Here is an 18,412-nt window from a genome sequence, read left to right as displayed (position 1 = left end):
GCGGGGCAAGCCGGACCGGCTTTTCCGCGACCGTCAATAGTTGATTGCGAAGCTGCGCATCGGATCGTAGTGCGCTTCCCAATAGGCCTTCCAGATCGTCTTGCTGAGCGGCCCGACACCGCCATTGCCGACGGGCGTTCCGTCAAGCGTTGTGATGGGCATGACGCCGCCGGCGGTGGTCACGAACAGCAGTTCGTCGCAATCATAGGCGGCGCTCACGGGCACGTCCTCGACATGGCATTCGATGCCGTTTGCGCGGGCAACCTCAAGAACCGTCTTGCGCGTCACGCCTTCGAGAACGCCTCGCTTCGGGGTGCGCAGGATGCCGTTCTTGATGATGCAAACGTTGAATCCCGACCCCTCTGTCAGGTTTCCATCGCCGTCGGTCAGGATGGGATAGTTGGCGCCGCGGTCTCGCGCCTCGAACATTCCCCGCACGAAGTCACCCCATTGCAGGTTCTTGACGGTTGGATCGATCGCCCCCGGCGGCACGCGCCGCACGTCGCGCGCGATGATCGCCGATCCGCCGGTCTTCTGCATCTCTTCGCCCATGACCCAAAGGAATGGCTGTACGATGAGGTAGAGATTGTTCTCGATCTCTTCTGGACTGTACTGGCGGATGAATTTCAGCCCGCGGGTCACGATCATGCAGACATAGGCGTCGCGGATACCGCTTTTCGCAGCCATCTCTACCAGCTTCTGGCGAATTGCATCGCGGTCCAGCGGACTGCGGAGACGAAGCAGTTTCAGGCTGCGTTCGAACCGGTCAAGGTGGTCGTCCAGCCTGAAGAAGCGACCGTCCCATATGGACGGCACGTCGTAGGTCAGGTCGGAGTGCAGGAAGCCCTGGTCCAGTATCGGTATGCGCGCCTCGTTGATGGGATAAAGCTCGCCCTCGATATAGGCGACCCCTTGGGAGAGCGGATTGTCGCTCGCCTGCAACTCCGCCACCCGCTTTCGGTAGTCAGTGAAAATGAAATCCGTATAGGACACCGCAATCTCCGAAAGTGGATATTTTTTGATTATGTAAATTTGTTCCTAAGATGCTGATCAGTCAACTTTAATTCTGGTCTAGGACCAAAAAAAAGGCCCCGCGAGGGGGCCTTTTCTCCGACTGCTTTCGGCGTCTCAATTGTCGATCGAGATCTCGTAGAGGGGAACGTTGGAACTCGGCGAATTGCGTACCCCGTGGACCTTGCTGCCGAAGGCGAGAATGGTGTTCGGGCTGATCATTGGAATGATCACATTCTGGGCGCGGATCTTCTCGCCGATGTCGAAGTAGATCTTCTCGGCTTTCTCCGGCGTCGACTTCAACGCTTCCGCGAGCATGGTCTTGGTCTCGGGCAACAGGAAGGAAGGGTCGCGTTCGCCGCCGCCACGCTTTGCCCAGGGTGAATCGGGCGCCAGGCCGAAATAGCCAACATATTGCGAGGTGCCGTAGAAATCCGGTGCGAAGAAAACGAACGAAAGCGGGATGTGATCCTTCGTCGCCTTCTCACGCCAGTTGGGGAATTCGACCGGTTGCAATTCCAGCTTGATGTTCACCTTTGCCAGATCCTGCTGGATCTTCTGCATGGCGAGCGTGAAGTCGACGCCATAGACGTTCAGCTTCGGGTAGGTCGCGTCGAGGGTGAATCCGTCGGCATGACCGGCCTTCGCCAGCATTTCCTTGGCCTTTTCCGGATTGTATTCCGGAATTGGGTGGTTCGCGCCGCCAGGAAAATCGAGCGGGAAGGGCACGGAGATCAGACGGCCATTGCCCGTGCCGAGCGTGAACTCGATCAGCGAATTGCGATCGACTGCCATGGAGATGGCTTCGCGGATTTCCGGCGTCATCGGCACGGGGTTCGACACCGCGCCGGGGCTCAGCGTCATGTAGACGAAATTGTTGGAAGGCGCGGACTCGACTTTCACATTGTCGCCGGTCAGCGTTTTGGCCGTTTCCGGATCGATGTTCATGGCCACATCAGCCTGCCCGCTCTGCAGCAATTGAGCCTGCGCGACGGCATCGCCGACCTGGCGGATGACGATCTCGTCGACCTTTGCCGGCTCGCGCCAATAATTCTCATTGCGCTTCAGGCGCAGTTCGGCGCCAGGCTGGTACGATTCCAGCACGAACGGACCGGCGCCGACCGAGTGCGCCAGGAACCAGGGTTCCGCCTGGTCGGTCGTCGCGGCATCGGCGGCGGACGACGCCTTGCCTTCGGCCTGGGCTACATCGCTGTTGACGACGCCGAAATAGCTGGCCGCCAGGACGTTCAGGAGTTCCGAATTCGGCGCCGCCGTCTTGACGACGACGGTTGCCGCGTCAGGCGTTTCGATCGATGCGATCGAAGCGGCGAGGTCGGAGGGGCTACCCTTTATGTTCTTTAGCCGCTCCCACGACCATTTGACATCCTTGGCCTCGACAGGCGAACCATCGGAAAACTTGGCTTTCGGGTTCAGCTTGAAAGTGAAGGTCGTCTGGTCGGCGCTTGCTTCCCAGCTTTCCGCGATAACAGGGACCAGCTTGTTCTTAGCGTCGAGCCCGAGAAGGCCGTCATAGACCGCCGCGTTGTAGATCATGCAGGTGTCGCACCAGCCCCGCGTGATATCCAGCGAGTTGATGTCCATGTCGCGTGCGATGACCAGCGTCTTGGCGTCAGCGGGCGTGGCGATCGCTGCCAGGCCCAGCAGCATTGTCGCCGAAGCAAGGCTTTTCCAGCGCAGCTTCGAGAATTGATTGATGTTCCCCATTTTCATTATCGTGCTCCTCTTCGTTTTGGTCAGTTTAGGCAGTCTCGGTAATCAACTCCATCGCGCTCCGCAATTTGTCGGCCGACCCCAGCGCGGCCTTGTTCAGGACGGCCGATACGACGGGAGCCGACAGGCTGCCTGTCACGTGAAGTATCTCATGATCCAAATCATCGAAGGCGCGAGACTGGATCTCGGCGATCCAGTGGCGCCCGAGCGTGAAGCCGCTGGAGACCTGCTCGGCTATGATGGCCCGGTTTGTCTTTGCGACGGATTGCAGAACGAGCGGCCAGTCCGTGGAGAGTTGGCCAACGCTGCGCATGTCGATGATCTCGGCATCGATGCCGGTTTCCTCGGCGACCTTCAACGCCGTCGGCACCATGGCAGAGGTCGCCAGAACCGTGCAGGCCGATCCTGATCGCACGATCTTGGCCTTGCCGAGCGGGATGCAATAGTCGCGCTCGTCGCGCGGCACCATTCCCTCGCGTTGGTAGAATTCGACATGCTCGATGATGGCTACGGGATCGTTGGATTTCAGCGCGGTGTTGAGCAGCCCGACATAGTCGAACGGGCTGGTCGGCGACACGATGTGCCAGCCGGGGAAAAGCCTGAACAGCGCCGACGGGTCACCCGAATGCTGCGAGCCGTAACCTGTGTGGGGCGACACCCGCACACGCAGCACGACCGGCACGGGGAAACCGCTGCCGAACATATGGCGCACCTTGGCGATGCCATTGCCGATCTGGTCGGCGGCGACGAGACAGAAGTCGCCGAACATGATTTCGACCACGGGCCTCAACCCGCGCAGCGCAGCACCGAGTGCCACGCCTGTGAAGCCGTTTTCCGCGATCGGCATCGCCAGAACCCGGCCTGGAAACTGTTCCAGGGCCGAGCGTGTGAAACCGCTGACCCCGCCGCGAAGACGGTGCACGTCCTCGCCAAGAACAATGATGGTGGGATCCGCGGCCATTGCAGCGCTCAACGCCTCTCCCGCAGCGGTCACGAACCGGGTCTTGACCAGTTCGCCCTCGGCGAAATCCTCGATCTCGCGATATTTCAGGCCGGCGCTTTCCGATGGGTCCGCCAGGATCCCATCATCCACGCTTTGTGGCGAGGGCCACAGGGCTTCGGGGATGCGCGGCTGATTGCTTCCCGGCATGGTTTCCGTCAGCCGGTTGGCGGCCGCCTGCACCACGGCGCTGACGCTTGCATCGATATGGGCAAAGCCGGCGCTGTCCAGTATGCCGAGTGCCGCCAGGCGCTGCTCGGCAAGGCGCAACGGATCGCGTTTGAGCCACTCCTGTTCTTCCTCGCGGCTGCGGTAGCCGAACTCGCTGCCCGTCTTGCCACCGCTTTGGTGGAAATGCCGATAACATCTCGCCTCGACCACCACCGGCCCGCGCCCCTCGCGGATGATCGCGCGCGCGTCGGCCATTGCCTGGTGGACCGCCACGACATCCATGCCGTCGCATTCGATGCCGGTGAAGCCGAGCATGGGGCCGCGCGAGGCGATACGGGGCTCCGCAGTCACGTCGTCGATGTGCGTCGACACGGCGTAGAGATTGTTCTCCACGAAGAAGATCACCGGCAGCTTGTAGGCGGCGGCGATGTTCATGGATTCATAGGTCGCTCCCTGCAGCGAAGCGCCGTCGCCGAAGAACGTCACCGAAATCCCGTCGCGGCCAAGCACCCGATCCGCCAGCGCGTAGCCGACGCCATGCGGAATGTTGCCGCCGACGATCGCGCTGGTTCCGGCCACGCCGGAGGCCGCGTCGCGCATATGCATCGAGCCGCCGCGGCCCCCGCAATAGCCCGGCAGCAACCCCATGATCTCGGCCATCAGCCGGTAGACCGCTTCGCTCATCGGCTCTGTAAAATCGGCACTGCGGATATCGAAATAGGTCTGTGTCTGCGCATTGACGAGTTTAGTCAGGACCTGGTGGTGGGCGCGGTGCGTGCCGTTGATCTGGTCGTCGGCGCGCAGGATCGACATGGCGCCGACGGCCGCTGCCTCCTGGCCTATGCTGGCATGGGCAGGGCCGTGGACGAGGCCCGACTTTTCGAGTTCGAGGATCTTCTCCTCGAAGCGCCGGATCAGCTGCATCTGGCTGTAAAGCTGAACGAGGTCGCGTTCCGGCACGGCGGCCCAATCCGCCTCGTCGGTTTCGATCCTGTACCAGGGCGCCGATGGCCTCAGTTCATGCTTCCGCACCAGCTAGAGCCCTCCCATGGCGCTTACGCAAAGCCATGCTCCTCGGCTCTGGCTGGGGGCATTGCATGCTTTCTGGAGGTGGATATCCACCGTTCCTCCGACGTCCACGGGCGGACTTCGCACAACGATCTGGCTCACGCTGCTCACACCGGAAAACTCATGTGTGGAATTTAATTTCACAACCGTTTATCGACTATAGAGAGCAGATTTTTTGGCCGCAACAGAAAATCGCCGCCTGGTCGTGGACCAGCCATAATCGATAAAAGGCGCATTACCGGGCAGCACGCCTGCTGCAGATTGCCGGAGCCGCTCGCTTGTTTGTCCGGCTGAAGACGCGGAAGGTTTTGGAGTTAAGGAATGACGGGACAGCGACGGCCGGAAGTGATGTTGATAACCGGGGCGGCAAGTGGCATCGGCGCTGCGATCGCCAGGCTTGCCGTGCAAAAAGCCTATCGGGTTGCGATCGCCGATATCGCCTTCGATGCGGCGAGAAAGCTCGCCTCTGAGCTCGGCGACAATGCCTTGCCGATCGACCTTGATATCTGCTCGCCGCAGATGTGGCGGCAGGCACTCGATGCGACCCGCCAGCATTTCGGCGGACTGGACATTCTCGTGAACAATGCGGGCATTGCGCATCCCGGCCTGACAGCGGACGTGCCTTTGGAAATGCATGAGCAGACGCTCAAGGTGAACGCACTTGGGCCGATGCTCGGAGCCATGACGGTCATCCCTCATTTCAAGGCCCAAGGGTCGGGTCACGTCGTGACGGTGTGCTCGATGACGTCATTCCTCACACTGCCTGGCCTGGTGAGTTACGCTGCTTCGAAACATGCGCTGCGCGCCATGCATTTCGGCATCGCTCTGGAGGAGCGCGCCTCGCCGATCGATTTCACCATTGTCCACCCCGGTGCGACCGAGACGCCGATGCTTGAACTGGAAGCGGAGAAGAACGTCACCGCGGCATTTGCGCGGGCTGCCGCGTCTCCCGACGCCATAGCGGCGATCATCCTGAAGGCGATCAAGGCGAGAAAAGTCGAGGTCTGCATACCCTCCGCGCGAGGCCGCGTGGTCAAGGCGATCGGCGCCAACCCGCGCCGGCTGTTCGACGTCGTACAGAAGAACCAGGAGATTGGCGCCAAAGCCCTGGCCGATCGCAAGGCGTCACTATGACGGGTGCGCCGGATATTCGGCAGATCGAGGACGCGGCCAGACGGCTGGCGCCGGTTCTGCGCAAGACATGGCTGTTCGAGAGCGAGCGGCTGAATACGCATATTGGCGGCCGCCTGCTCGTAAAGGCCGAGACGCTGCAGCCTACGGGAAGTTTCAAGATCCGGGGCGCCTGGAACAGGATATCGCGGCTATCCCCTGGCGAGCTCTCCAGAGGCGTCTTCGCTCTGTCCTCGGGCAATCACGGGCTGGCTGTGGCGTGGGCGGCCCGACAAGCCGGCGCGCGGCGCATCGTCATCTTGATGCCGGTGGATGCGCCGCGCACCAAGATCGAGCAGACGCGGGCATTCGGCGCCGAAATTATCGCCTACGACCGCCGCACGGCAGACCGCAATGCGCTGGTTGCCCAATGGCGCAACGATCAGGGCCTGATCTACATACCCGCCTTCGATGATGCCGAAATTATTGCCGGCGCGGCGACCGTCGCTTATGAAACAGTTCAGGAGGCGGCGGCTTCGGACATTGCGATCGATCTGTTTACCGCCCCTTGTTCCGGTGGCGGTCTGATCGCCGGCAGCGCCCTCGCGCTTCGCTCCCTGTCGCCGAAAACGGAAATCTGGGGCGTCGAGCCCGAAGCCTATGACGATACGGCACGAAGCCTGTCGGCAGGCGAGCGGGTAGCCGTTTCCGCATCCGGCAAGACCATATGCGACGCCTTGCTGTCGCTGACGCCCGGCGAACTGACGTTCACGATCAACCGCAAGTCATTGTCGGGCATCGTGCGTGCCAGCGATGACGACGCGCGCGTTGGAATGAAGGCCGCGTTCGAAGAGTTCGGCCTGGTCGCGGAGCCAAGCGGGGCGCTGGCACTGGGCGCAATTCTCACAGGCAGGATGGACGTGCAGGGCCGCACGTTCGCCGTCGTGCTCAGCGGCCGCAACGTGGATCTCGATCTCTATCGGCGCGAGATCGCTGATACCGCTCTCGTCGACCCGTCACCCGCACGACTGGCCGGATGACGGGTATGAGGGTCGTAACTGACAATCTCGTCTATCCCGAAGGCCCGGTCGTGATGGCGGACGGTTCAGTCGTCCTTGTCGATATAGCGGATGAGAGCCTCAAGCGTGTCTTGCCGGATGGGTCTGTCGATGTCATTGCCACGATCCCGGGAGGGCCTAACGGTGCCGCGCTGGGGCCGGACGGCCGCATATATGTCTGCAACCATGGCGGGGTCGACTGGATCGATGTGCAGGGCGGCCGGCTGCGCACCGGAGCGCAACGGGCGGACTACCAGGGAGGCGGCATCGACGTCGTTGACCTCCAATCGGGACACGTCGAGCGCCTCTACGACCGGTGTGGCGATTATCAGTTGCGCGGGCCGAACGATCTGGTGTTCGACGGAACCGGCGGCTTCTGGTTCACCGACATGGGCAAGCGGCGCCAGCGCGATATGGATCTCGGCGCCGTCTATTGGGCCGCGGCCGACGGCTCGGCGATAAAAGAGGTCATTTACGGTCTCATCTCCCCGAACGGCATCGCGCTCTCGCCGGATGGAAAGACGCTTTACGTCGCCGAGACCTATACCGGCCGTATCTGGTCGTGGACCATCGAAGCGCCCGGCCAGGTTCGAAAGCTGGATTGGCCTTCGCCGGCCGGCGGCGCCCTTTTCGCCAGCCCGGGCGGCCGCGCCCGGTTCGACGGGCTGGCCGTTACGCAGTCTGGCGCGGTTTGCGCGGCGGCACTCGACCTGTGCGCCATCCTTGAGTTCCGTGGGCCAGGCAGCGAGGCGATCGTGCACCCCGTCCCGGACTTGCTGGTGACCAATCTATGTTTCGGTGGCACCGACATGCGGACCTGCTACGTGACACTCTCGCACCAGGCACGATTGGTCAGGCTTGCATGGCACGAGCCGGGATTGGCCTTGCACCATTCCGGCTCACGAGCCATCGCCTAACCTGTCAGATTGCTGAATTCGAGCGCCGCTCGTTCGGGGAGGAACAATGACCGAAGTCTTCATCTGCGATTACATCCGCACGCCGATCGGCCGTTTTGGAGGATCCTTGTCGGCGGTTCGCGCCGACGACCTTGGCGCCGTTCCGCTCAAGGCGCTGATGGGCCGAAATGCCACAGTGGACTGGGAGGCCGTCGATGACGTCATCCTTGGTTGCGCCAACCAAGCCGGCGAGGACAACCGCAACGTCGCGCGCATGGCGTCGCTGCTGGCCGGCTTGCCAGTCGGGGTGCCGGGCGCCACCGTGAACCGCCTGTGCGGATCGGGCATGGATGCGATCTCGATCGCGGCGAGGTCGATCAAGGCAGGCGAGGCCGAACTCACGATCGCCGGCGGCGTCGAGAGCATGTCGCGCGCGCCTTTTGTCATGCCGAAAGCGTCCGAGGCATTTTCGCGCAATGCCGAGATCTACGACACGACCATCGGATGGCGCTTCGTGAACCCATTGATGAAAAAGCAATATGGCGTGGATTCGATGCCCGAGACCGCCGAGAATGTGGCGGCCGAATTTTCGGTCTCTCGCGCGGATCAGGACGCTTTCGCCGTGCGCAGCCAGGACAAGGCTGTCGCGGCGCAGGCGAACGGACGCCTCGCCCGCGAGATCGCGCCGGTAACCATCCCCCAGCGCAAGGGCGAGGCCGTGATTGTCGATCGGGACGAGCATCCGCGTGCGGGAACCACCGTGGACAAACTATCGCTGCTGCCGACGCCTTTCCGCAAGGAGGGCGGCACGGTCACGGCGGGCAATGCATCCGGCGTCAATGACGGAGCGGCCGGGCTGATCCTGGCTTCCGAGGCGGCGGCCAGGAAGCATGGGCTTACCCCGATCGCGCGGGTTCTCGCCGCGGCGACCGCCGGCGTCGAGCCGCGCTTCATGGGCATGGGGCCGGTGCCGGCCACAAAGAAACTGTGCCAGCGGCTCGGGTTGACCCCCGGCGATTTCGACGTGGTGGAACTCAACGAGGCTTTTGCCGCACAAGGCATTGCCGTCCTGCGGCAGCTCGGCCTGGCCGAGGACGCGGCGCATGTAAACCCGAATGGCGGTGCAATCGCGCTTGGCCATCCGCTCGGCATGTCGGGAGCGCGCATCACGGGCAGCGCCGCGCTGGAATTGCGGGAACGCGGCGCCAGACTGGCACTGGCAACCATGTGCATCGGCGTCGGGCAGGGCATCGCCATTGCCATCGAGCGGGTCTGATCCCTTCGCGGAGGCCGCTGGGCTTGCGGTCGTGGCCGCCCGCTGACCGGCGTGCCGGCATTTGAAGGACGCCGGGGTGAGCGCGCCGGCCTAATGCTAGATGGACTGCTGCCGAAGATCCCTTTCCACGTCGGCCAGGGCCTTCTCGAGTTTGCCGCCGATCTCTTCGACATCCGCCTCGTTGATGATCAGCGGCGGGCAGAAGCCTATCGTATCGCGCATCGCCCGGACGACGAGTCCATGCTCGTAGGCGCTGGCCGCCAGCTTGGCGCCGATCATGCGCGCCGGGGCGAAAGGTGCCCTGGTGTCCCGGTCCTCCACCAGTTCCACACCATACATCAGCCCGATCCCGCGCACGTCCCCGACAATGGACGAATTCCTGGTTGCATGCTTCAGCCGATCGAAAAGCAGCGCGCCCATCTTGCGGACCCGGGCGACGATTTCCAGTTCCTCGTAGATGGCGATGGCCTCCAGGGCGACGGCGGCCCCTACGGGATGCGCGGCATTGGTGAAGCCGTGCCCGAACGATGTGCCGCCTTCATTGTAGCGCTCCACCGCTTCGATGATCTTCGGCGCCACAACCACGGCTGCGAGCGGGAAGTGGGAGGATGTGATGCCTTTCGCCAGCGACATCATGTCGGGCTGCATGCCGACAGTCTGACACCCGAACCAGTTGCCCGTCCGGCCAAATCCGCAGACGACCTCGTCGTCGAGGAGCAATATGTCGTATTTGGTCAGGATCGTCTGGACCGCTTCGAAATATCCCGCCGGCGGCGGCAGGATCCCTCCGGCCGCCATCACCGGCTCCGCGATGAAACCGGCGACGGAGTCCGGCCCTTCCCGCAGGATCAGCCGTTCGAGTTCGGCCGCCAGCCGGCCAACGAATTCGCCTTCGCTTTCATCGGGCAGCTTCACGCGGTAACTGTTCGGATGCAGCGTGTGCACGAAACCCGGCAGCGGCAGTCCGAACTCGCGGTGCATCATCTCCAGGCCGCACATCGATCCGGCGACAATGGTCGATCCGTGGAAGGCCCGGTCCCTCGCAATGATCTTGCGCTTGGTCGGCTTGCCGCGCGAGGCGTGATAAAGCCAGGCCAGCTTGACCATGGTTTCATTGGCTTCGGAGCCGGATGTCACGAAGAAAGTGCGCCCGCCCTCCATCTTCGTCAGTTCGACGAGCTTCTTGCTGAGCGCCGCCGCCTTCGGGTTCGTGCGGCCGTAGAAGCTGTGATAATAGCCGAGTTCCTGGTACTGCGCGGCCGCCGCTTGTCCGAGGCGCTGATCGTTGAAGCCGAGCGAAGCGCACCACAGCCCCGCCATCGCATCTATATAGCGCTTGCCGCTCTCGTCTATGACGTGAGCCCCGTCGCCCTTGACCACGACATAGGCGCCTTCGCGCGATAAGGCCTGAGGGTTGGTCTGCGAATGGAAATGATAGGCGAGATCCATCGCATTGGTTTCGGTCGGCTCGTTCAAGGACATGGAGGTCACCGGTTGGCTTGATGTTGGGCGAGGGTGATAAAGAAATCGGCGTTCAATCTCATAGACGCGAGACCTGCGGGGGGCGGCGCCCGTAGCTGGCGTCAGGCGGCGGCAAGGGCTTCCTTGATCATGTTCCTGGCGATCAGGATCTGGTGGATCTGCGTGGTCCCCTCGTAGATCCGGAACAGACGCACGTCCCGGTAGGCGCGCTCGATGCCGTATTCTTCCATATAGCCGGCTCCGCCATGGATCTGAACCGCGCGGTCGGCAACCCGTCCGACCATTTCGCTGGCAAACATCTTGCAGCACGCCGCGTCGGTCGAGACGTTGTCGCCGCGGTCCTTGCCGCGCGCGGTCTCCAGCACCATGCATTTGGCCGCGTAGGTTTCGGCGCGGCTATCGGCCAGCATGGCTTGTATCAACTGGAACTCGGCGATCGGCTGGCCGAACTGTTTGCGCTGCATGGCGTAGGACAGGCTGTAGGCGATCAGGCGCTCGGCCATGCCGACGCAGAGGGCGGAAATGTGGAGGCGACCCCGGTCCAGCACTTTCATCGCCGTCTTGAAGCCCTGTCCCTCCGTGCCGCCAAGCACAGCCGATGCCGGGACCTTGCAATCCTCGAATATGACATCGCAGGTGTGGGAGCCGGATTGTCCCATTTTCCTGTCGATCTTTCCCAGCGACAGGCCGGGCGTCCTGGCGTCGATTAGAAAGGCGGTTACCACCCCTTCGGGGCGGCTTGCCGACTCCGTGCGGGCAAACACTGTGAAAAGATCGGCATAGGGCGCGTTGGTGATGAACCGCTTGGTGCCGTTCAGAATATAGAACTCGCCCTCCCTGCGCGCTGTCGTGCGCAGCGACGCCGCGTCCGAGCCAGCCTCCGGCTCCGTTAGGGCGAACGAACTGATAATGTCGCCTGTGGCGAGGCGGGGCAGATAATGGCGCTTCTGCTCGTCGGTGCCGTCCATGACGATACCCTGCGAGCCGATGCCGTTATTGGTGCCGAAAACCGAACGGAAGGCCGGCGATGTGCGGCCGAGCTCGAAGGTGACGCGGACCTCTTCCTCCATGGTCAGGCCCAGTCCGCCGAACTCCTGCGGAATGGAGAGGCCGAAAAAGCCCAGCTCGCGCATCTCCTGCTTGACGCCTCCCGGCACCCGGTCGGACCGGCTGACCTCCGCTTCGAGTGGAACAAGACGCTCCTTGACGAACCGGCGGACGGTCTCGAGCAATTGCTGGAAAATCTCGGGCTCAAGCGACATGGCGTGTCCGCTCGCCAAGCGAAGCCGTGTCGCTGGCATTGGCCAGCGCCAGCATTTCCTCGAGGATCGACATCGTCATGTCAGGCTGTTCCAGGAACGGCAGGTGGCCACAGCGCTGAAACGCATGAAGGCCGATACGACCGGGCAGGGCGTGGCAATGGCTGAAAGGAATGATCCTGTCCTGTATGCCGAAAATGATACGCGCCGGCATCCGAAGCCTTTCAAGGTCGGGGCGGATCGAGAAGGTCTGCGTGCCGTCACAGAAATGCAGCTCCGCAAAAGCCCTCAGCGAAGCCGAAAGCCCCTCATCCCTGCGCTGCTCCTCCACGCTGCGCAGGAATGCCTGCGAAAGGACGCCGGGGTCGAAGACCAGTTCCCGCAGCCAGGGCAGCAGGCTGGACGCCTGCCTCGCGGCGACGAAGCCTTTGAGGAATTCCTCCCGGATCTCGGGTCCGAGTCCGGCAGGAGAAATCATCAGCAGGGAGCGCACGGAAAGAAAGCCACGGCTGGCAAGCCTTGCGGCGACCGCAGCGCCGAAGGAATGGCCGACTACGGTCGCGCTGTCCACGCCTTGCTCCGCAAGCACGCCTTCGACCATATCGCAAACCAGGTCGAGATCGGCGGGGACCGTGCGGGGGGAGCCACCATGGCCCGGCAAGTCAACCGCCAGGAAGCGAGCATCCGGGCGGCCTGCGGCAAGCAGGGTCCGCCAGGCATTGTGGTCGGAGGCAAAGCCGTGCAGGGCGACGATGGTCCCCGCGCCTTCCTTCTGAAGCCAGACGGCGTTCAAACGAGCGCCGGTAGCCGCCTTCTGCGCGGCACCGGATGCCTTTGCCAGTCCGATCAAATCCTTCTTCTGGATGCGTCCGCGCGGCCCGGACCCCTGGATGGCCGAGAGGTCAATCGCTGACTGCTCGGCCAGGCGACGCGCCAGCGGCGTCGCGACGATGCGCGAGCCGCCATGCGAAGCTTGTTTATTGGTCGGCGGCTGCGGCCCGCCTGTGGTTTCGGCCGATGGCTCGGTCCCTGTCGTTGACGTGAGGGCCGGAGGCTGTTCGCCGGCGGCCAGAATGTGTCCGACCACATCCCCGACCCGCACCTCGTCGCCGGCCTTGCGCAGATGCACCACGGTGCCGGGCGCCGTGGCTTCGACTTCGACAGCCGCCTTGTCATTGTCGATCTCGAACAGGGCTTCGCCTGGAGCGACGGCCGCGCCGTTATCCTTCAGCCAGCGCGCAATGGTGCCGACATCGGTTTCGAGGCTCACTTTCGGGAATACAATCGCGACCGGCATGGATCATCTATCCCCTGTAGTCGAACCCGTCGGAGGGCGTCTCGCCGGCGTCGGGCTGTGCGAAAGGCGGGATGGCCCCCGTCAGGCGACCCTGGAGCTCCGCCACCAGGTCCTTGAGCCGTGGCGCGAAGCTGCCCAGACACTCCTCGACAGGCGCGAGATCCTTGATGCCGCCGCAGGTAATGGCAACCAGCTGCGACCCGTCCGTTGGGCGGAACGGAATGCCGACGGCATTGATATAGCTGTACCATTCACCGAAAGACGTGACGAAGCCCTGGCGGGCATAGCTCTCGCGTGCCCGATCGATGGCCGAGAGCATCACGTGCTTCCTGTCGGGGTGAGCTTCGACAAGCTTGGAAACAATCTTGTCGCGCGCAGCGTCTTCCATGGCCGCCATGTAGGCGAGCCCCATGGATGTCTGCCAGATCGGCAGGCGCGATCCGACGTTCAACCGCAGCGTTACCGGAGTTTCTGGACGGCAGTTGGCGACATAGACCATTTCCAGCCCGTCGCGCATGCCCATCGCGACCGCCACACCGGTGTCGATGGCCAACGCCTGCATCAAGGGCTTGGCCATGTAGATGACGGCGCTGCTGCTCAGCCCGGAATAGCCCAGCGATACGGTCGCCGGACCGACGCGGTAGCGACCGAGAGCGGGGTCGTAGATCAGGTAACCCAGGCCTATCAGCGTATAGGTGAGGCGCGAAATGGTCGCCTTGGGAAGGCCGGTGCGCTCGATCAGATCCTGATTGCCGAGCGAGGCGTCGGCTGGCGTGAAGGCGCGCAAGATTTGCAATCCACGCACGAGTGCGGAAGAATGCCCTGCATCCTCGCTCGTCGGCGCGATAATCGGCTTGTTTCGTTTTCGCATGCTGCTCCTGCCCTACAGCGCGGCGATGTCGTGACGAGCGATTCTACGGTCCCCGAGCCCGATTTCCGGCATTATAACGCTGCTTGAACCGGAAAGCGCTCAAATTTGGAACTTAATTTCATTTCTATTGACGGGTGTTTCGAGGCTTGTCAATATTGCCCAATGACCGCTCGAGGAGGGGTGGCAACCGGGGAACCCTTGGGAAGGCGATGCTGAATTATATTCTCCGGCGCGGCATCGCGATGCCCTTCATTCTCCTGGGCATCGTCACCATGGCGTTTCTTCTGACAACGGTCACGAAGGGCGATCCTCTGACGGCCGTCGTCAGCGAACAGCAGATGAACAACCCGGAAATCGTCGCAGCGGCGAGGCAGCGCTGGGGCCTGGATCGTCCCTTGCCGGAGCGGTATCTCATCTATGTCGGCAACCTGCTGCGAGGCGACATGGGCACGTCCTTCGTCACCCGCAGGCCGGTTTCGACAGATCTGGTGGCGCGCCTGCCGGCGACTTTCGAGCTGGTGCTCGCTGCCATGATCATAGGCAGTGTGGTCGGTATCCTTTTCGGGTTGCTGGCCGCCTACTATCGCGACACGGCGATCGATCAGGTCGCGCGTCTCTTCTCCCTGTTCGGATCTTCGGTGCCGATCTTCTGGATGGGCCTCGCTCTGCTGTTTGTCTTTTCAGTCTATTTTCAGGTCCTGCCGGGTCTCGGGCGGATCGATCCCCGCATGTCGCCGCCGCCCGTCATCACCGGTTTCATGACCATCGACACTTTGCTGGCCGGCGATATGACCGCCTTTAGGGATGCGCTGGCCCATCTCGTGCTGCCTTCCTTTGTCCTCGGCTGGACCGTCGCGGGCACCATCTCCCGCCTCGTCCGCGCCAACATGCTGGAAGTAATGGAGCGCGAGTTCATTCTGACGGCGCGCGCCAAGGGCGCAGGTGAGATAAGGGTGGTCCTGCGCCACGCTTTCCGCAACATATTGGTGCCGGTGCTCACCGTCATCAGCTACTCCTTCGCCTATCTCATCACCGGCGCGGTCCTGACGGAATCGGTGTTTGCCTGGCCGGGGGTCGGCAGCTACGCCGTTACCGCCGCACGGTCGCTCGATTTCCCCGCCATCATCGGCGTTACCATAGTCGGCGGCGTCATGTTCCTGATCACCAACCTGTTGACGGATATCGCCTATGTTCTTGCGAATCCCCGGGTCCGGCTGAATTGACGGTTGAGGCGATGGCCCTGGTCCAGACCACGCGAACGCGTTTCCAACTCCCCGACTGGGCAACGCCTACATTCATCGTCGGGGGTCTCGTCGTCCTGGCGTGGCTCGCGGCGACGGCTTTCCCATATTGGCTGGCGCCACATGACCCGCTCGAACTGGCCGGGCGCCGCTTGCAGGGGCCCAGCGCCAATTATCTGCTGGGGACGGATGCGTTGGGCCGCGACGTATTTTCGCGCATGATCCATGGCGCGCGGCACTCGCTGCCCATCGCCCTGATCGTCGTGACGAGCGCCGTCGTCATCGGCGCCGGCGCCGGCGCCATCGCCGGATATCGCGGTGGCCTGATCGGCGCTGCGATCATGCGGCTGGTCGATATCACGCTGTCGTTTCCGCCCATGCTGCTCGCCATGGCGGTCGCTGCGTCGCTCGGGCCGGGGCTTGGCAATGCCGGCATCGCGATGGTCGTGGTGTGGTGGCCGGTCTATGCGCGGCTGATGCGCGCACAGGTTCTCGAGGTGCGCGAGCGCGAGCATGTCGAGGCGGCCGTGGCCGCCGGCGCCGGACACTTTCGCATTCTCACCAAGCACATCCTGCCGCTGTGCTGGACACCCATCCTGATCAGCGCCACCATGGATATCGGCCAGGTCATCCTTCTCGCCGCGTCGCTGAGCTTCATCGGACTGGGCGCCACACCGCCGACACCCGAATGGGGCGCGATGATCTCGGATGGCGCGACCTATTTCTACAGCTGGTGGATCGCCTTTGGTCCTGGCATGGCGATCCTGACCGTCGTGCTGGGGTTCAATTTCATAGGCGACGGCCTGCGCGATTATTTCGATCCGAGATCGTCCAAATGACCGCGCCGATTGCAGAGGCCGATGGCGTCGACGCGCTGTTGCGCATCCGCGATCTCAATGTGGGGTTCTCCGGGCGCAACGGCACCCTGCCTGCCGTGCGCGGGCTGGACCTTCATGTGTCGCGCGGCGAAGTGCTCGGCGTTGTCGGCGAATCCGGGTCCGGCAAGTCCTTGGGCATGTTGGCGTCGCTCGGGTTACAGGCACGCAACGCGCTCGTCAGCGGCTCCGTTCGCTTCAAGGGCCAGGAACTGATCGGCCGGCCGCGGCGAGAGCTGCGCGCGCTCCGGGGCGCGCAGATCAGCATGATCTTCCAGGATCCGCTGTCATCGCTCAATCCTGTCATGACAGTGGGCGACCAGATCCGCGAAGCGCTCTATCTGCACAACCGTCAGATGACCAAGCAAAAGGCGACGCAGAGGGTTTTGGACCTTTTGCGGCTGGTGGCCATTCCGCAACCGCAGGGCAGGATCAACCAATATCCGCATGAGTTTTCGGGCGGCATGCGCCAGCGCGTCATGATCGCCATGGCGGTGGCCAACGATCCGGAATTGCTGGTGGCCGACGAGCCGACGACCGCGCTCGACGTCACCGTGCAGGCGCAGATTATGCTGATGCTTCGCGATCTGAAGGACAAGCTCGGGCTCGCCTTGGTATTGATCACCCACGACCTCGGCGTCGTTGCTGGCCATGCCGACCGGGTGGCGGTGATCTATGCCGGCCGGGTTGTCGAAGAAGCGGCGGTACGTGAGTTGTTCGCCGATCCGCGCCATCCTTACACGCGCGGGCTGATTGCTTCGATCCCGAAGCTCACAATGTCCGAAGACAAGCTCTATTCGATCCCGGGTGCGCCGCCCATGCTCGGCGCATTGCCCGGCGGGTGCGCATTCCATCCACGCTGTGCCTATGCCCAGGATGTATGCCGCAAGGTGGAGCCTCCGACCCACAGGGTGGGAACGCACAAATCTGCCTGCCACTTCGCCGCCAGCCTGCCGGCATGGAACGGAGGCCTTGGCGCCGCTGCGCCGGAAAATGGTGCCAATGACTGACGTCGCCGCTCTCACACCACAAGGCGACACACCAGGCACCGCATTGTCGGTCCGGAATCTGCGCAAGATCTTCCCGATCGTGGGGGGCGCGGTGATCCGCCGCGAGGTCGCGCAGCTCAAGGCGGTCGACGACATTTCCTTCGATCTCGATCGCGGCCAGACGCTTGGCCTTGTCGGCGAATCGGGATGCGGCAAGTCCACGCTGGGGCGCTGCCTGCTTCGCCTCATCGAACCAACCTCCGGCAGTGTCACCGTCGGTGGCGTGGATATCGTTTCGCTCGGCGCCGCCGAGATGCGGCAGATGCGTCGTCATCTGCAACTGGTTTTCCAGGATCCCTACGGTTCCCTGCATCCGCGTATGCGCATAGAAGACAGCATCGCCGAGCCGTTGCGTCTGTTGAAAATGTCGCGAGCACAGCGGGGCGAGCGGGTGCGGGAGATGCTCGATCTGGTCAATCTCGCCGCCGCGCACGGCAAACGCTATCCGCATCAGCTGTCGGGCGGACAGCGCCAGCGCGTCGTCATCGCGCGCGCTCTGGCGCTTAAGCCCGAGGTTCTCGTCCTGGACGAGCCGGTATCGGCGCTTGACGTCTCCGTTCAGGCCGGGGTGCTGAACCTCCTCCAGGAAATCCAGCAGAGGATGCAGACCGCCTATGTCTTCATAGCGCATGACCTGTCTGTGGTGCGGCACATCTCGCACAAGGTCGCGGTAATGTATCTGGGCAACTTTGTCGAAGTGGCAGCGGCGCATCATCTTTATGCACGGCCGCTGCATCCATATTCGCAAGCCTTGCTGTCCGCCGTACCCGTCGCGGATCCTGACCTGGAGCGGAGCCGCAATCAGATCGTTCTGAAAGGCGATGTTCCAAGCCCGATCAATCCTCCATCGGGCTGTCCGTTCCGCACACGGTGTTTCAAGACGCAGGACATATGTGCGCGAGTGAAGCCCCCGCTTGCTGAAGTCGAGCCTGGCCATCTCGTTGCGTGTCACTTCCCGGGGCCGGTCGAAAACGTCCTGCCCGGCCAGGCACGACTGGCCTAGGGCGTCCGCGAATG

At 63.0% G+C, this 18,412-nt stretch carries 15 protein-coding genes; 8 read left to right on the top strand and 7 right to left on the bottom strand.

All coding sequences use genetic code 11. The annotated features are described in order from the left end of the window. Positions 1-33: 33 nt before the first annotated feature. The 3 genes from LB513_RS12205 to LB513_RS12195 all read right to left on the bottom strand — a co-directional run bounded on the left by LB513_RS12205 (position 34) and on the right by LB513_RS12195 (position 4,948). Positions 34-993 carry an aminotransferase class IV gene (locus tag LB513_RS12205; RefSeq protein ID WP_224663761.1) on the bottom strand — a complete coding sequence of 320 codons (960 nt, stop codon included), beginning with the start codon at positions 991-993 and terminating at the stop codon, positions 34-36. Positions 994-1,128: 135 nt separating this feature from the next. Next, positions 1,129-2,742 carry an ABC transporter substrate-binding protein gene (locus LB513_RS12200; RefSeq protein WP_224663760.1) on the bottom strand — a complete coding sequence of 538 codons (1,614 nt, stop codon included), beginning with the start codon at positions 2,740-2,742 and terminating at the stop codon, positions 1,129-1,131. A gap of 28 nt (positions 2,743-2,770) precedes the next feature. Then, the gene (locus LB513_RS12195) at positions 2,771-4,948 is read right to left on the bottom strand and encodes a thiamine pyrophosphate-dependent enzyme (RefSeq protein ID WP_224663958.1); all 2,178 of its coding nucleotides are present in this window, start codon (positions 4,946-4,948) and stop codon (positions 2,771-2,773) included. A gap of 354 nt (positions 4,949-5,302) precedes the next feature. On the opposite strand from LB513_RS12195, the gene LB513_RS12190 reads away from it, so the two are divergent. Genes LB513_RS12190 through pcaF form a run of 4 tightly spaced genes read left to right on the top strand, consistent with a single transcriptional unit; the run spans position 5,303 to position 9,321 of the window. Continuing rightward, positions 5,303-6,115 (top strand): SDR family NAD(P)-dependent oxidoreductase, encoded by an 813-nt coding sequence (locus LB513_RS12190; RefSeq protein ID WP_224663759.1) that lies wholly within the window; start codon positions 5,303-5,305, stop codon positions 6,113-6,115. Next, the gene (locus LB513_RS12185) at positions 6,112-7,131 is read left to right on the top strand and encodes a threonine/serine dehydratase (protein WP_224663758.1); all 1,020 of its coding nucleotides are present in this window, start codon (positions 6,112-6,114) and stop codon (positions 7,129-7,131) included. The genes LB513_RS12190 and LB513_RS12185 overlap by 4 nt, the downstream gene beginning before the upstream one ends. Positions 7,132-7,136: 5 nt before the next feature. Beyond that, positions 7,137-8,066, top strand: a complete 930-nt coding sequence (locus LB513_RS12180) for an SMP-30/gluconolactonase/LRE family protein (RefSeq protein ID WP_224663757.1) — start codon at positions 7,137-7,139, stop codon at positions 8,064-8,066. A 46-nt stretch (positions 8,067-8,112) separates the two neighbouring features. Beyond that, a complete protein-coding gene (pcaF, locus tag LB513_RS12175) occupies positions 8,113-9,321 on the top strand; it encodes a 3-oxoadipyl-CoA thiolase (RefSeq protein WP_224663756.1) in 1,209 nt (402 codons plus the stop codon). A gap of 96 nt (positions 9,322-9,417) precedes the next feature. Here the strand turns inward: pcaF and LB513_RS12170 are convergent, their stop codons facing one another. The 4 genes from LB513_RS12170 to LB513_RS12155 form a co-directional block, all read right to left on the bottom strand. Next, the gene (locus LB513_RS12170) at positions 9,418-10,803 is read right to left on the bottom strand and encodes an aminotransferase (protein WP_224663755.1); all 1,386 of its coding nucleotides are present in this window, start codon (positions 10,801-10,803) and stop codon (positions 9,418-9,420) included. Positions 10,804-10,904: 101 nt separating this feature from the next. Beyond that, positions 10,905-12,065 carry an acyl-CoA dehydrogenase family protein gene (locus LB513_RS12165; RefSeq protein WP_224663754.1) on the bottom strand — a complete coding sequence of 387 codons (1,161 nt, stop codon included), beginning with the start codon at positions 12,063-12,065 and terminating at the stop codon, positions 10,905-10,907. Beyond that, on the bottom strand, positions 12,055-13,359 hold the full coding sequence (locus LB513_RS12160; RefSeq protein WP_224663753.1) for an acetoin dehydrogenase dihydrolipoyllysine-residue acetyltransferase subunit: 1,305 nt from the start codon (positions 13,357-13,359) through the stop codon (positions 12,055-12,057). The genes LB513_RS12165 and LB513_RS12160 overlap by 11 nt, the downstream gene beginning before the upstream one ends. 7 nt (positions 13,360-13,366) lie before the next feature. Beyond that, a complete protein-coding gene (locus tag LB513_RS12155; protein ID WP_224663752.1) occupies positions 13,367-14,230 on the bottom strand; it encodes an IclR family transcriptional regulator in 864 nt (287 codons plus the stop codon). A 209-nt stretch (positions 14,231-14,439) separates the two neighbouring features. Between LB513_RS12155 and LB513_RS12150 the strand changes: the two genes are divergently transcribed. From LB513_RS12150 to LB513_RS12135, 4 genes are read left to right on the top strand one after another with little or no spacing between them, the layout of a single operon-like run. Next, positions 14,440-15,453 (top strand): ABC transporter permease, encoded by a 1,014-nt coding sequence (locus tag LB513_RS12150; RefSeq protein ID WP_224663751.1) that lies wholly within the window; start codon positions 14,440-14,442, stop codon positions 15,451-15,453. An 11-nt stretch (positions 15,454-15,464) separates the two neighbouring features. Continuing rightward, positions 15,465-16,310 carry an ABC transporter permease gene (locus LB513_RS12145; RefSeq protein ID WP_224663750.1) on the top strand — a complete coding sequence of 282 codons (846 nt, stop codon included), beginning with the start codon at positions 15,465-15,467 and terminating at the stop codon, positions 16,308-16,310. Beyond that, positions 16,307-17,356, top strand: a complete 1,050-nt coding sequence (locus LB513_RS12140) for an ABC transporter ATP-binding protein (protein WP_224663749.1) — start codon at positions 16,307-16,309, stop codon at positions 17,354-17,356. The genes LB513_RS12145 and LB513_RS12140 overlap by 4 nt, the downstream gene beginning before the upstream one ends. Next, entirely contained in the window at positions 17,340-18,398 is a 1,059-nt protein-coding gene (locus LB513_RS12135) for an ABC transporter ATP-binding protein (RefSeq protein WP_224663748.1), read from the top strand. The genes LB513_RS12140 and LB513_RS12135 overlap by 17 nt, the downstream gene beginning before the upstream one ends. The last annotated feature ends 14 nt before the right edge of the window (positions 18,399-18,412 follow it).

Source organism: Mesorhizobium sp. ES1-1 (assembly GCF_020164785.1).
Taxonomy (GTDB): Bacteria; Pseudomonadota; Alphaproteobacteria; order Rhizobiales; family Rhizobiaceae; genus Mesorhizobium.
The sequence above is the reverse complement of the archived record's forward strand: the minus strand, read 5'-3'. Positions and strand labels throughout refer to the sequence as shown.